The 15,212-nt window shown below is 55.4% G+C and carries 8 protein-coding genes, 2 tRNA genes and 3 rRNA genes; 6 read left to right on the top strand and 7 right to left on the bottom strand.

What is annotated here, in order from left to right; all coding sequences use genetic code 11:
- The first annotated feature begins 3 nt into the window (after positions 1-3).
- The 3 genes from FO014_RS15790 (at position 4) to FO014_RS15780 (ending at position 4,568) form a co-directional block, all read left to right on the top strand.
- Positions 4-2,655: a bifunctional acetate--CoA ligase family protein/GNAT family N-acetyltransferase gene (locus tag FO014_RS15790; protein WP_160030215.1), complete on the top strand. Its 2,652-nt coding sequence runs from the start codon at positions 4-6 to the stop codon at positions 2,653-2,655.
- Between the two features lie 152 nt (positions 2,656-2,807).
- A complete protein-coding gene (gene pssA / locus FO014_RS15785; protein WP_201282873.1) occupies positions 2,808-4,163 on the top strand; it encodes a CDP-diacylglycerol--serine O-phosphatidyltransferase in 1,356 nt (451 codons plus the stop codon).
- Positions 4,164-4,238: 75 nt separating this feature from the next.
- Positions 4,239-4,568 carry a YfiM family lipoprotein gene (locus tag FO014_RS15780; RefSeq protein ID WP_160030213.1) on the top strand — a complete coding sequence of 110 codons (330 nt, stop codon included), beginning with the start codon at positions 4,239-4,241 and terminating at the stop codon, positions 4,566-4,568.
- Position 4,569: 1 nt separating this feature from the next.
- On the opposite strand, the gene FO014_RS15775 is transcribed toward FO014_RS15780, so the two are convergent.
- The 7 genes from FO014_RS15775 to gmhB all read right to left on the bottom strand — a co-directional run bounded on the left by FO014_RS15775 (position 4,570) and on the right by gmhB (position 12,375).
- On the bottom strand, positions 4,570-5,874 hold the full coding sequence (locus FO014_RS15775; protein ID WP_160030212.1) for an MFS family transporter: 1,305 nt from the start codon (positions 5,872-5,874) through the stop codon (positions 4,570-4,572).
- A 239-nt stretch (positions 5,875-6,113) separates the two neighbouring features.
- A 5S ribosomal RNA gene (gene rrf, locus FO014_RS15770) occupies positions 6,114-6,229 on the bottom strand.
- 179 nt (positions 6,230-6,408) lie between these two features.
- A 23S ribosomal RNA gene (locus FO014_RS15765) occupies positions 6,409-9,316 on the bottom strand.
- A 207-nt stretch (positions 9,317-9,523) separates the two neighbouring features.
- Positions 9,524-9,599 (bottom strand) — tRNA-Ala (locus FO014_RS15760).
- 129 nt (positions 9,600-9,728) lie between these two features.
- Positions 9,729-9,805: transfer RNA gene (locus FO014_RS15755), tRNA-Ile, on the bottom strand.
- 74 nt (positions 9,806-9,879) lie between these two features.
- Positions 9,880-11,421, bottom strand: a 16S ribosomal RNA gene (locus FO014_RS15750).
- The 16S, 23S and 5S rRNA genes sit together here with 2 tRNA genes alongside, the layout of an rRNA operon.
- A 390-nt stretch (positions 11,422-11,811) precedes the next feature.
- Positions 11,812-12,375, bottom strand: a complete 564-nt coding sequence (gene gmhB, locus FO014_RS15745) for a D-glycero-beta-D-manno-heptose 1,7-bisphosphate 7-phosphatase (RefSeq protein WP_160030211.1) — start codon at positions 12,373-12,375, stop codon at positions 11,812-11,814.
- 186 nt (positions 12,376-12,561) lie between these two features.
- Between gmhB and metN the strand changes: the two genes are divergently transcribed.
- Genes metN through FO014_RS15730 form a run of 3 tightly spaced genes read left to right on the top strand, consistent with a single transcriptional unit; the run spans position 12,562 to position 15,111 of the window.
- Entirely contained in the window at positions 12,562-13,593 is a 1,032-nt protein-coding gene (metN, locus tag FO014_RS15740) for a methionine ABC transporter ATP-binding protein MetN (protein ID WP_160030210.1), read from the top strand.
- A complete protein-coding gene (locus FO014_RS15735) occupies positions 13,586-14,239 on the top strand; it encodes a methionine ABC transporter permease MetI (RefSeq protein ID WP_015673531.1) in 654 nt (217 codons plus the stop codon). The genes metN and FO014_RS15735 overlap by 8 nt, the downstream gene beginning before the upstream one ends.
- 56 nt (positions 14,240-14,295) lie before the next feature.
- The gene (locus FO014_RS15730) at positions 14,296-15,111 is read left to right on the top strand and encodes a MetQ/NlpA family lipoprotein (RefSeq protein WP_160030209.1); all 816 of its coding nucleotides are present in this window, start codon (positions 14,296-14,298) and stop codon (positions 15,109-15,111) included.
- The last annotated feature ends 101 nt before the right edge of the window (positions 15,112-15,212 follow it).

The raw sequence follows: 15,212 nt of genomic DNA, 5'->3' as shown, positions 1-15,212 counted from the left end.
GTTATGAGTCAGCGAGGCCTGGAAGCGCTATTACGTCCCAAATCTATCGCCGTGCTGGGGGCGTCGCAACGGCCGGGACGTTCGGGCCATCTGATGATGCACAACCTGCTCGCAGGCGGTTTCAACGGCCCGATTCTGCCGGTCACGCCGCGCTATAAGGCGGTATGCGGCGTGATGGCCTATGCCGACGTCGCCAGCCTGCCGATCGCCCCCGACCTGGCAATCATCTGCACTCACGACTCACGCAATCTGCCGCTGCTTGGCGCATTGGGCGAACGCGGCTGCAAAGCCGTGATTATTCTCTCCGCCCAGCCGGAGCAGTTCGCCGAGCTGAAAGCCTGCGCCCAGCGTTACGCCATACGCCTGCTGGGGCCGAACAGCCTCGGCCTGCTGGCGCCGTGGCAAGGCATCAACGCCAGTTTCTCACCGGTGCCGATACTGCCGGGCCGGCTGGCGTTTATTTCACAATCCGCCGCCGTCGCCAATACCATTCTCGACTGGGCGCAGCAGCGCGAGGTCGGCTTTTCCTATTTTGTCGCATTAGGCGACAGCCAGGATATCGACGTCGATGATCTACTGGACTTCCTGGCGCGCGATGCGAAAACCAGCGCCATCCTGCTGTATCTGGAAAATATTCACGATGCGCGCCGTTTCCTGTCAGCCTCGCGCAGCGCCTCCCGCAATAAGCCGATTCTGGTGGTAAAAAGCGGCCGCAGCCAGCAGGCCCAGCGTCTGCTGAACGGCCAGCAGACGCTGGACGCCGCCTATGATGCCGCCATCCAGCGCGCCGGCCTGCTGCGCGTGCAGGATACCCACGAGCTGTTCTCGGCGGTGGAGACCCTCAGCCATATGCACCCTCTGCGCGGCGAGCGTCTGATGATTATCAGCAACGGCGCCGCGCCGGCGGCGATGGCGCTCGATCAGTTGCTGGCGCGCAACGGCAAACCGGCCATGCTGAGCGAAGAGACGCAGCGGCAGCTCAGCGCGGCGCTGCCGGGTTTTATCCCGCTGAATAACCCGCTCGACCTGCATGATGACGCCACGCCGGAACGTTATCTGGCAGCGCTGCAGGTGCTGCTGGACAGCAACGATTACGACGCGCTGCTGCTGATTCATGCCCCCAGCGCCGCCGCGCCCGGCACCGTAACCGCGGAGAAACTGGTCGCGGCAATTCGCCAGCACCCGCGCGGCAAGCGCATTACGCTGCTGACCAACTGGTGCGGCGAATACTCCTCGCAGGAAGCCCGCCGGCTGTTCACCGACGCCGGGATACCCACCTACCGTACGCCGGAAGGCGCCGTGACCGCTTTTATGCATATGGTGGAGTACCGCCGCAATCAGAAACAGCTGAAGGAGACGCCGGCCCTGCCGGTCGGACTGACCGCCAATACCGCCGCCGCTCACCAGCTGATTCATCAGGCGCTGGCCGAAGGCGCCAGTCAGCTGGATACCCATGAGGTGCAGCCGATCCTGCAGGCCTACGGCCTCAGCACGCTGCCGACCTGGATTGCCGGCGACAGCGCCGAAGCGGTGCATATCGCCGAGCAGATCGGTTATCCGGTGGCGCTGAAGCTACGCTCGCCGGATATTCCGCACAAATCCGAGGTTCAGGGGGTGATGCTCTATCTACGCACCGCCACCGAGGTGCAGCGCGCCGCCGATGCGATTCTCGATCGCGTCAAGCGCACCTATCCGCAGGCGCGCATCCACGGCCTGCTGGTGCAGAGCATGGCGAACCGCGCCGGCGCGCAGGAGCTGCGGATCGCCGTTGAGCAGGATCCGATCTTCGGCCCGCTGATTATGCTGGGCGAAGGCGGCGTGGAGTGGCGGCAGGAACATCAGGCCGCCGTCGCCCTGCCGCCGCTCAATATGGCGCTAGCGCGCTATCTGGTGCTGCAGGCGGTGAAAGGCGGCAAGATTCGCGGCCGCAGCGCCCTGCGCCCTCTGGATATTCCCGGCCTTAGCCGGCTGCTGGTGCAGGTCTCCAACCTGATCCTCGACTGCCCGGAGATCGCCCGGCTGGATATTCATCCGGTGCTGGCGACCGGCAGCGAATTCACGCTGCTGGATGTGTCGATGCAGCTGGCGCCGTTCAGCGGCGATCCGCAGGCGCGGCTGGCCATTCGCCCCTACCCGCAGGAGCTGGAAGAGACCATCACGCTGAAGAACGGTGCTCACTGCCTGTTCCGGCCGATCCTGCCGGAAGATGAGCCGGCGCTGAAGCACTTTATCGACCGCGTGACCAAAGAAGACCTTTATTACCGATATTTCAGCGAGATCAATGAGTTTAGTCATGATGACTTAGCGAATATGACGCAAATCGACTACGATCGTGAAATGGCGTTTGTCGCCGTCGCCGAGGATCAGCAGATTATCGGCGTGACGCGCGCACTGTCCGACCCGGACAATACCGACGCCGAATTCGCCGTCCTGGTGCGTTCCGATCTGAAAGGATTAGGACTGGGTCGTCAACTGCTGGAAAAGATGATCGGCTATGCCCGCAGCCGCGGTCTGCTGCGCCTGAGCGGTATCACCATGCCGAATAACCGCGGTATGGTGGCGCTGGCGGAGAAGCTGGGCTTTGTGGTGGATGTGCAATTGGAGGACGGCGTCGTCAATCTGACGCTGCCGCTTAAGCCCGGAAAAGCGGGGTGAGCTATGTCGCAACACGTTACAAATCCACCATTTAATGCCAAAACATACGCACAATCGGGGCAACTAATGGTATTATCGACCACTTGTTCGATTTTATGTTGTCTGCATGTGGCGTTCCGGCCATCTAATCATGAGAGAAGAAGCGCACTGTGATGTTGTCAAAATTTAAACGTAGCAAACATCAACAACACCTTGCACAACTGCCCAAAATTCCCCAGTCGGTAGCTGATGTTCGTACGCTGTACACGCCGTCGGATTACCGCACCGCCTTACTTGATGCGATTGCCAACGCTACGCAACGCATCTATCTGGTCGCCCTGTATCTTGAGCACGATGACGCCGGCCGCGATATCCTCAACGCGCTGTACCAGGCAAAGCAGCTGCGCCCTGAACTGGAAATATGCGTATTGGTGGACTGGCATCGCGCACAGCGCGGTCGTATCGGCGCCGCCGCCGCCAATACCAACGCCGACTGGTACTGCGCCATGGCGCAGCAGCACCCGGATCTTAGCGTACCGGTGTACGGCGTGCCGGTGAATACCCGTGAAGCGCTGGGCGTACTGCACCTTAAAGGCTTTATCGTTGACGATACCGTGATCTACAGCGGCGCCAGCATCAACGATGTCTATCTGCATCAGCACGATAAATACCGTTACGATCGTTACCAGCTGCTTGGCAACGGCTCGTTGGCCAGCGCGATGGTCGACTATATCAGGCAGCATCTGCTGACCGCCGGCGCCGTGCAGCGCCTGGACCGCTGCGATCGCCCCAAAAGCCCGGAAATCAAAAACGAAACGCGGCAGTTTCGTCTTGCCCTGCGCCACGCCGGCTACCAGTACAGCGGTAGCGCAGCTAACGACGAACTGGCGGTGACGCCGCTGGTCGGGCTGGGCAAACAAAGCGTGCTGAACAAGACCATTCATCACCTGATGGCCAGTACCGACCAAAAGCTGACGCTGTGCACCCCCTACTTCAACCTGCCGGCGCTGCTGGTGCGCAATATCATTTATCTGCTGCGCCAGGGCAAACAGGTGGAAATTATCGTCGGTGACAAAACGGCTAACGATTTCTATATTCCGCAGGATCAACCGTTCAAAATCATCGGCGCGCTGCCGTACCTGTATGAAATCAACCTGCGCCGCTTCGTTACCCGCCTGCAACGCTATGTCGATACCGGCCAGTTGATCGTCCGTCTGTGGAAGGACGGCGACAACAGTTATCACCTGAAAGGCATGTGGGTCGATGATGAATGGCAGTTGCTCACCGGCAATAATCTCAACCCGCGCGCCTGGCGACTGGATTTGGAGAACGCCATTCTGATCCACGATCCTAATCAGGAAATGCGTGAACAGCGCGCCCAGGAGCTGGAATGCATCCGCACCCACACCACCGTGGTCGGGCACTATCAAGAACTGGAAAGCATCCAGCAATACCCGGTAAAAGTACGCAAGCTCATCCGCCGATTACGACGCATCCGCATCGACCGGTTGATTAGCCGTATACTCTGATTCCGCTATAATTGATTCTCCAGACCCCGGCACGCGCCGGGGTTTTTGTACGCCATGACAACAGGCGTTTTCATTATGCGTGTATTGCATCTCTGCCTGCTGATCCCACTGTTATTCACCGGAGGCTGCAGCCATCTGGCCAACGACAGATGGACCGGTAAAGACAAAGCCCAGCATTTTATCGGCTCTGCGGCGCTGGCCGCCGCCGGTAGCGCCTACGGCGACCATCAGAATTGGAGCGAGCCTCACAGCCGCACTTTCGGCCTGATGTTCGCCATCAGCGTCGGCGCCGCCAAAGAGCTGTATGACAGCCGCGAAGGCGGCACCGGCTGGAGCTGGAAGGATTTTGCCTGGGATGTTGCCGGGGCGGCGGCGGGCTATAGCCTGTACCACACCGCCCACTGACTTACAGCTGAATCTCCTTCCCTTTGCGATGCAGCTTCAGCGAAACCAGCAGCGCCAGCAGGCTCATACCGGACACATACCAGAAGAAGGCGTTTTCGATGCCAAATGACTTCAGCGACAGGGCGACGTATTCCGCCGAACCGCCGAACATCGCATTGGCAACGGCATAAGACAGCCCCACACCCAACGCCCGCACCTCAGGCGGAAACATTTCCGCCTTCAGCAGGCCGCTGATTGAGGTATAAAAACTGATGACAATCAACGCCAGAACAATCAAGCCAAAAGCGGCATAAGGACTGGAGACGCTTTTCAGGGTAAACAGAATCGGCACCGTCAGCAGCGTCGCCAGCGTAGAGAAGATCAACATGGAGTTGCGGCGGCCGATCTTATCCGACAGCGAGCCCGCAACCGGCTGCAGCAGCATAAAGACAAACAGCGCCGCCGTCATGATGCCGCTGGCCAGCCTGGCGTCCATACCGGCGGTATTGACCAGATATTTCTGCATATAGGTGGTGAAGGTATAGAACGTCAGCGATCCTGCCGCGGTAAAGCCCAGCACCATCATAAACGCCCTGCGGTTTTTCCACAGTCCTCGCAGCGAGCCGGCATCCTGATGATTACGGGTTGAGGCGTCAGACGTTTCATTCAACGAGCGGCGCAGATAGAGCGCGACAACCGCCAGTACCGCCCCCAACGCAAACGGAATGCGCCAGCCCCAGGCCACCAACTCAGCATGAGACAGGATCTGCTGCAGCACCACCAGAACCAGCAATGCCAACAGCTGGCCACCGATCAGCGTGACATACTGGAAAGAAGCGTAAAAGCCGCGCTTGCCTTTCACCGCCACTTCGCTCATATAGGTCGCGCTGGTGCCGTATTCACCACCGACCGACAGTCCCTGGAACAGGCGCGCAACCAGCAGCAGCACCGGCGCCCAGTTGCCGATCGACGCGTAGGTGGGCAGACAGGCGATCACCAGCGATCCCGCGCACATCATACAGACCGAGATCAGCATGGAGTTTTTACGGCCATGCTTATCGGCGATATAGCCAAACAGCCAACCGCCGATCGGCCGCATAAAGAAGCCGGCGGCGAAAATGCCGGCGGTTTGCAGCAGTTGGGTGGTACTGTTGCCTGCCGGAAAAAAAGCGGCGGCAAAATAGATCGAGCAGAAGGAATAAACGTAGAAATCAAACCACTCCACCAGGTTGCCCGATGAAGCGCCGACAATGGCAAAAATTCGCTTTTTTTTATCTTGTGCCTCTAACGTAGCGGCATCCCCGAGCGGTGAGGTTGTTTCAGTCATTATCTATTCTCCAAGCCAGTGTTTTGGCACCCTGCAGGTTTATTGTTGCTTTGTTATTTACAACAAATTAACAACTTAATGAGTAGCAGGCGAAGAATATTGTCGTGATTTTTGTGATGCGGGTTAAACAGTAGGATGAAAGTCACGCACTGTTACAGTGCGCCCGTATAAAACGATCCTAACGGCCAAAAACGCAAAAAGCCTCATGCTTTCGCATGAGACTTTCTACTTTGTTTGATGCCTGGCAGTGTCCTACTCTCGCATGGGGAGACCCCACACTACCATCGGCGCTACGGCGTTTCACTTCTGAGTTCGGCATGGGGTCAGGTGGGACCACCGCGCTATTGCCGCCAGGCAAATTCTGTTTCAATCAACCCGCAACGCGTCAACGCCGCCAGTCAATCCAATCTCGGAACTTCGCTGAAAATTATTCGTATCATCCTGATACTCACCCCTTCGGGGCCAACGCTCCGCGTTGTTCAAAATCGTTCCCGACGATTTTGTCATCCGTCTCTAAAACACCTTCGGTGTTGTAAGGTTAAGCCTCACGGTTCATTAGTACTGGTTAGCTCAATGCATCGCTGCACTTACACACCCAGCCTATCAACGTCTTAGTCTTAAACGTTCCTTCAGGGGCCTTAAAGGCCCAGGGAAGACTCATCTTGAGGCAAGTTTCGCGCTTAGATGCTTTCAGCGCTTATCTTTTCCGCACTTAGCTACCGGGCAATGCCATTGGCATGACAACCCGAACACCAGTGGTGCGTTCACTCCGGTCCTCTCGTACTAGGAGCAACCCCTCTCAATCTTCCAACGCCCACGGCAGATAGGGACCGAACTGTCTCACGACGTTCTAAACCCAGCTCGCGTACCACTTTAAATGGCGAACAGCCATACCCTTGGGACCTACTTCAGCCCCAGGATGTGATGAGCCGACATCGAGGTGCCAAACACCGCCGTCGATATGAACTCTTGGGCGGTATCAGCCTGTTATCCCCGGAGTACCTTTTATCCGTTGAGCGATGGCCCTTCCATTCAGAACCACCGGATCACTAAGACCTGCTTTCGCACCTGCTCGAGCCGTCACTCTCGCAGTCAAGCTAGCTTATGCCTTTGCACTAACCTCACGATGTCCGACCGTGATTAGCTAACCTTCGTGCTCCTCCGTTACTCTTTGGGAGGAGACCGCCCCAGTCAAACTACCCACCAGACACTGTCCTCACCCCCGATTAGGGGGCCGAGTTAGAACATCAAACATTAAAGGGTGGTATTTCAAGGTTGGCTCCATGCAGACTGGCGTCCACACTTCAAAGCCTCCCACCTATCCTACACATCAAGGCTCAATGTTCAGTGTCAAGCTATAGTAAAGGTTCACGGGGTCTTTCCGTCTTGCCGCGGGTACACTGCATCTTCACAGCGAGTTCAATTTCACTGAGTCTCGGGTGGAGACAGCCTGGCCATCATTACGCCATTCGTGCAGGTCGGAACTTACCCGACAAGGAATTTCGCTACCTTAGGACCGTTATAGTTACGGCCGCCGTTTACCGGGGCTTCGATCAAGAGCTTCTGGTTACCCATAACCCCATCAATTAACCTTCCGGCACCGGGCAGGCGTCACACCGTATACGTCCACTTTCGTGTTTGCACAGTGCTGTGTTTTTATTAAACAGTTGCAGCCAGCTGGTATCTGCGACTGGCTTCAGCTCCATCCGCAAGGGACTTCACCTACGCGCCAGCGTGCCTTCTCCCGAAGTTACGGCACCATTTTGCCTAGTTCCTTCACCCGAGTTCTCTCAAGCGCCTTGGTATTCTCTACCTGACCACCTGTGTCGGTTTGGGGTACGATTTCGTGTTACCTGGAGCTTAGAGGCTTTTCCTGGAAGCTTGGCATCAACTACTTCTGCACCGTAGTGCATCGTCATCACGCCTCAGGGTTAGCAAGCAACCGGATTTACCAGGTCACTCCCCCTACACGCTTAAACCGAGACAACCGTCGCTCGGCTAGCCTAGCCTTCTCCGTCCCCCCTTCGCAGTAACACCAAGTACAGGAATATTAACCTGTTTCCCATCGACTACGCTTTTCAGCCTCGCCTTAGGGGTCGACTCACCCTGCCCCGATTAACGTTGGACAGGAACCCTTGGTCTTCCGGCGTGCGGGTTTTTCACCCGCATTATCGTTACTTATGTCAGCATTCGCACTTCTGATACCTCCAGCATGCCTCGCAGCACACCTTCAACGGCTTACAGAACGCTCCCCTACCCAACAACGCATAAGCGTCGCTGCCGCAGCTTCGGTGCATGGTTTAGCCCCGTTACATCTTCCGCGCAGGCCGACTCGACCAGTGAGCTATTACGCTTTCTTTAAATGATGGCTGCTTCTAAGCCAACATCCTGGCTGTCTGTGCCTTCCCACATCGTTTCCCACTTAACCATGACTTTGGGACCTTAGCTGGCGGTCTGGGTTGTTTCCCTCTTCACGACGGACGTTAGCACCCGCCGTGTGTCTCCCGTGATAACATTCTTCGGTATTCGGAGTTTGCATCGGTTTGGTAAGCCGGGATGGCCCCCTAGCCGAAACAGTGCTCTACCCCCGAAGATGAGTTCACGAGGCGCTACCTAAATAGCTTTCGGGGAGAACCAGCTATCTCCCGGTTTGATTGGCCTTTCACCCCCAGCCACAAGTCATCCGCTAATTTTTCAACATTAGTCGGTTCGGTCCTCCAGTTAGTGTTACCCAACCTTCAACCTGCCCATGGCTAGATCACCGGGTTTCGGGTCTATACCTTGCAACTAGACGCCCAGTTAAGACTCGGTTTCCCTACGGCTCCCCTATTCGGTTAACCTTGCTACAAAATATAAGTCGCTGACCCATTATACAAAAGGTACGCAGTCACACCACGAAGGTGCTCCCACTGCTTGTACGTACACGGTTTCAGGTTCTATTTCACTCCCCTCGCCGGGGTTCTTTTCGCCTTTCCCTCACGGTACTGGTTCACTATCGGTCAGTCAGGAGTATTTAGCCTTGGAGGATGGTCCCCCCATATTCAGACAGGATAACACGTGTCCCGCCCTACTCATCGAACTCACGACCTGTGCATCTTCGTGTACGGGACTATCACCCTTTACTGTGCGACTTTCCAGACGCTTCCACTGACACACAAGCCGATTCAGGTTCTGGGCTCTTCCCCGTTCGCTCGCCGCTACTGGGGGAATCTCGGTTGATTTCTTTTCCTCGGGGTACTTAGATGTTTCAGTTCCCCCGGTTCGCCTCGTTAAGCTATGTATTCACTTAACGATAGTGTGTCGAAACACACTGGGTTTCCCCATTCGGGTATCGTCGGTTATAACGGTTCATATCACCTTACCGACGCTTTTCGCAGATTAGCACGCCCTTCATCGCCTCTGACTGCCTAGGCATCCACCGTGTACGCTTAGTCACTTAACCTCACAACCCGAAGGTGTCTTTCGACATCGTCGCATTGCTACATTTGAGAGACTCTATGACAGGTTACTCCTCATCCCGAACTTCTACGGGGGACAAGTTTCAGCTGCCATGTTTCAATTTTCAGCTTGTTCCAGATTGTTAAAGAGCAAAATACTTCGCAGCATACTGTTGCCAATATACTCTGAAGTAGTGTTTTTCGGACTTATATGGTGGAGCTAAGCGGGATCGAACCGCTGACCTCCTGCGTGCAAGGCAGGCGCTCTCCCAGCTGAGCTATAGCCCCATATAATCGCGTGCAATACCTTTGTTATTACCAACTCGCAAAGAGTTAATTCTTTCTTAGGCAAGGCATGCGACCGGGAAGTTTACTTTGGTAAACGACCGAGAGCATAACGCAGCATAAGGAAGAATTTGGTAGGCCTGAGTGGACTTGAACCACCGACCTCACCCTTATCAGGGGTGCGCTCTAACCACCTGAGCTACAAGCCTATAAAGGTATTTCTGCTCGTTACTTTTTCATCAGACAATCTGTGTGGACACTGCACAGTCAGGATATCTTTAGGTAAGGAGGTGATCCAACCGCAGGTTCCCCTACGGTTACCTTGTTACGACTTCACCCCAGTCATGAATCACAAAGTGGTAAGCGCCCTCCCGAAGGTTAAGCTACCTACTTCTTTTGCAACCCACTCCCATGGTGTGACGGGCGGTGTGTACAAGGCCCGGGAACGTATTCACCGTAGCATTCTGATCTACGATTACTAGCGATTCCGACTTCATGGAGTCGAGTTGCAGACTCCAATCCGGACTACGACGTACTTTATGAGGTCCGCTTGCCTTCGCAGGTTCGCTTCTCTTTGTATACGCCATTGTAGCACGTGTGTAGCCCTACTCGTAAGGGCCATGATGACTTGACGTCATCCCCACCTTCCTCCAGTTTATCACTGGCAGTCTCCTTTGAGTTCCCGGCCGAACCGCTGGCAACAAAGGATAAGGGTTGCGCTCGTTGCGGGACTTAACCCAACATTTCACAACACGAGCTGACGACAGCCATGCAGCACCTGTCTCAGAGTTCCCGAAGGCACCAAAGCATCTCTGCTAAGTTCTCTGGATGTCAAGAGTAGGTAAGGTTCTTCGCGTTGCATCGAATTAAACCACATGCTCCACCGCTTGTGCGGGCCCCCGTCAATTCATTTGAGTTTTAACCTTGCGGCCGTACTCCCCAGGCGGTCGATTTAACGCGTTAGCTCCGGAAGCCACGCCTCAAGGGCACAGCCTCCAAATCGACATCGTTTACGGCGTGGACTACCAGGGTATCTAATCCTGTTTGCTCCCCACGCTTTCGCACCTGAGCGTCAGTCTTCGTCCAGGGGGCCGCCTTCGCCACCGGTATTCCTCCAGATCTCTACGCATTTCACCGCTACACCTGGAATTCTACCCCCCTCTACGAGACTCTAGTCTGCCAGTTTCAAATGCAGTTCCCAAGTTAAGCTCGGGGATTTCACATCTGACTTAACAAACCGCCTGCGTGCGCTTTACGCCCAGTAATTCCGATTAACGCTTGCACCCTCCGTATTACCGCGGCTGCTGGCACGGAGTTAGCCGGTGCTTCTTCTGCGAGTAACGTCAATGTAGTGCCGTATTAAGACACTACCCTTCCTCCTCGCTGAAAGTGCTTTACAACCCGAAGGCCTTCTTCACACACGCGGCATGGCTGCATCAGGCTTGCGCCCATTGTGCAATATTCCCCACTGCTGCCTCCCGTAGGAGTCTGGACCGTGTCTCAGTTCCAGTGTGGCTGGTCATCCTCTCAGACCAGCTAGGGATCGTCGCCTAGGTGAGCCATTACCCCACCTACTAGCTAATCCCATCTGGGCACATCCGATGGTGTGAGGCCCGAAGGTCCCCCACTTTGGTCCGAAGACGTTATGCGGTATTAGCCACCGTTTCCAGTGGTTATCCCCCTCCATCGGGCAGTTTCCCAGACATTACTCACCCGTCCGCCGCTCGCCGGCAAAGTAGCAAGCTACTTTCCGCTGCCGCTCGACTTGCATGTGTTAGGCCTGCCGCCAGCGTTCAATCTGAGCCATGATCAAACTCTTCAATTAAAAGCTTGATTCGCTAAGTTAATAGCTATTGCTCAAAGATTTACTGCATGAATTTTACTTCAGTTAGTCACTCTTCAAGACTTGATATTTTTTTGCATCCGAGGATGCTGGATATCGTCTTGTGAGTGCCCACACAGATTGTCTGATAAATTGTTAAAGAGCAGTGAGTTACGCGCTTTCGCTTGCTAACTCGAGGTGGCGTATATTACGCCTTCCTCTTTCAGAGTCAATTCATTTTTTCAGAATTTTTTCTCTGTCGACCCCGGATACTCTGTGATGTTGTTCACATGTTCCGTGTCGATGGAGGCGCATTATAGGGAGGCGATTCAGAATGACAAGGATTAATATTCACTTTTTTCTCAACCGCTCACTATTGCGCCACAACGTCGATTAAACCCGCTGTTTTATCGCCTGCGGCAGCTCAGCCAGGCTATTTAACACCCAATCAGCCTGTTGCTCCCCTTCTGCCGTTACCGCTTTACCGGTACGTACCAGAACTTTCGTACCGACACCCGCGGCGGCGGCGGCCTGCATATCCTCCAGCTTATCGCCCACCATATAAGAAGCGGCCATATCGATATTCAATTCCTGCTGCGCCTGTAGCAACATACCCGGCTGCGGTTTACGGCAATCGCACGCCTGACGCAGCTCTTCAACGGCCGCCTCCGGGTGGTGCGGACAGAAATAGATGCCGTCGAAGTCGACGCCGCGGTCGGCCAGCGACCAGTCCATCCATTCGGTGAGATACATAAACTGCTCTTCGCTGAACATCCCGCGCGCAATGCCCGACTGATTGGTTACCAGCACCAACGCAAAGCCCATGTTTTTTAATTCACGGCATGCATCGATCACACCATCAATAAATTGGAAGTCATCGATTTCATGGACATAGCCATGGTCGACATTGATCGTGCCGTCACGATCTAAAAAAATAGCTGGAACGCTTTGTGTCACCGGTTTGCTCCTGAGGGCCTGAAAACGCGGACAGTATCGCATGTTTTACCCCATACTGAGAACGGTAGCGAAAGCTCCCCCCGTTGACTTAGACGTCTAGACGCCTTAACATCTGACCATGCCTTGGTTCCACGCCAAGGTTTACTTTTATCTAGCCACGGGCAACCACGCTAAAATAAGAAGAATATGATTAAACTCTCTAACATTACCAAAGTGTTCCAGCAGGGCTCGCGTACCATTAACGCGCTCTCAGACGTGACTCTCCACGTCCCTGCCGGGCAAATTTATGGCGTTATCGGTTCATCCGGGGCCGGTAAGAGTACGCTTATCCGCTGCGCCAATATGCTTGAGCGCCCGACATCAGGCCAGGTTCTGGTGGACGGCCAGGATCTGACCGCCCTGTCAGAACGCGAACTGACGCGCGCGCGCCGCCAAATCGGCATGATTTTCCAACACTTCAACTTACTGTCGTCCCGCACCGTCTTCGGCAACGTCGCGCTGCCGCTGGAGTTGGACAACACCCCGCGCGCCGAAATCAAAAAGCGCGTCGGCGAACTGCTGGAGCTGGTCGGTCTGGCCGATAAGCACGACGCCTACCCGGCCAACCTGTCCGGCGGGCAAAAGCAGCGTGTGGCGATCGCGCGCGCGCTGGCCAGCCAACCTAAAGTGCTGCTGTGCGACGAAGCCACCAGCGCCCTGGATCCGGCCACCACCCGCTCGATTCTGGAACTGCTGAAAGACATTAACCGTCGCCTGGGACTGACCATCCTGCTCATTACCCACGAAATGGACGTGGTGAAACGCATCTGCGACCAGGTCGCCGTTATCAGCCAGGGTCAGCTGATTGAAAAAGACAGCGTCAGTGAAGTGTTCTCACACCCGAAAACGCCGCTGGCGCAGCAGTTTATTCAGTCCACGCTGCATCTGGATATTCCTGACGATTACGCCGAGCGCCTGAGCCCGGAACGCAGCGGCGACCGTCAACCCCTGCTGCGCCTGGAATTCACCGGCCAGTCGGTGGATGCGCCGCTGCTGTCTGAGGCCGCTCGCCGCTTCAACGTCAACAACAATATTATCAGCGCGCAGATGGATTATGCGGGCGGAGTGAAATTCGGTGTGATGCTGGCAGAGCTGCACGGCAGCGATGAAGACGCACTGGCGACAATTAAATTCCTGCAAGAAAATCAGGTAAAAGTAGAGGTTCTGGGTTATGTCTGAGGCAATGATGTGGTTAATGGCGCGTGGCGTGTGGGAAACCGTCATGATGACCTTTGTCTCCGGCTTCTTCGGGTTTATCATCGGCCTGCCCGTCGGCGTGCTGCTGTATGTCACCCGTCCGGGACAGATTATCGCCAACCCGGCGCTGTATAAAGTGCTGTCCGCACTGGTGAATATTTTCCGTTCCATTCCATTTATTATTTTGCTGGTCTGGATGATTCCCTTCACGCGCATGATCGTCGGCACCTCCATCGGCCTGCAGGCGGCGATCGTGCCGCTGACCGTCGGCGCAGCGCCGTTTATCGCCCGTATGGTAGAAAACGCCCTGCTGGAGATCCCGTCCGGCCTGGTGGAAGCCGCGCGCGCCATGGGCGCCACGCCGCTGCAGATCATCAAAAAAGTTCTGCTGCCGGAAGCGCTGCCGGGCCTGGTCAACGCCGCCACCATCACGCTGATCACCCTGGTGGGTTATTCCGCCATGGGCGGTGCCGTCGGCGCCGGCGGCCTGGGGCAGATTGGTTATCAGTATGGTTATATCGGATATAACGCCACGGTGATGAATACCGTATTAGTATTACTGGTGATCCTGGTGTATCTGATCCAGTTCTGCGGCGATCGGATTGTCAAAGCCGTCACCCATAAATAAGTTTCACAGCAACGCGCACAGCATCTTTGTATGCGAGTCTAATAAGAGGAAGGGATATGTCGTTAAAACTTAAATCCATCGCGGCAATCGGCGCACTGATCGGCTCTCTGGCTCTGGCTGGCTGCGGCCAGGATGAAAAAGATCCAAACCATATCAAGGTCGGCGTGATCGTCGGCGCAGAACAGCAGGTTGCGGAAGTCGCGCAAAAAGTGGCGAAAGACAAATACGGCCTTGACGTGGAGCTGGTGACCTTCAACGACTACGTCCTGCCTAACGAAGCGCTGAGCAAAGGCGATATCGACGTTAACGCCTTCCAGCACAAACCGTACCTGGATCAGCAGATCAAGGATCGCGGTTACAAACTGGTGCCGGTCGGCAGTACCTTTGTGTATCCGATTGCCGGTTACTCGAAGAAAATCAAATCGCTGAGCGAACTGCAGCCTGGCTCGCAAATCGCGCTGCCGAACGATCCGACCAACCTGGGCCGTTCTCTGCTGTTGCTGCAGTCTGAAGGATTGATCAAACTGAAAGACGGCGTGGGCCTGCTGCCGACCATTCTGGACGTGACCGAAAACCCGAAAAACCTGAAGCTGGTTGAATTGGAGGCGCCGCAGCTGCCGCGCTCGCTGGACGATCAGCAAATCGCGCTGGCGGTAATCAACACCACCTACGCCAGCCAGATTGGCCTGACTCCGGCCAAAGACGGCCTGTTTGTCGAAGGTAAAGATTCGCCTTACGTCAACCTGCTGGTTGCGCGTGAAAACAACAAAGATGCGGAAAACGTGAAAAAATTCGTTCAGGCTTATCAGTCAGACGAAGTAAACGAAGCCGCGAACAAAATCTTCAACGGCGGCGCGGTAAAAGGCTGGTAATACCACGCTTTTCCTGGCGGGATAACATCAGATAGCTCGTAATCTTAAGGCTATTTTGTTCCTATAATTGCAAGACGGGCCTCGGCCCGTCTTGTTATTTC

Source organism: Serratia rhizosphaerae (genome assembly GCF_009817885.1).
In the GTDB taxonomy this organism is placed as follows: domain Bacteria; phylum Pseudomonadota; class Gammaproteobacteria; order Enterobacterales; family Enterobacteriaceae; genus Serratia_B; species Serratia_B rhizosphaerae.
Note: the sequence above shows the minus strand (reverse complement) of the source record. Positions and strands in the feature narration are given on the sequence as shown.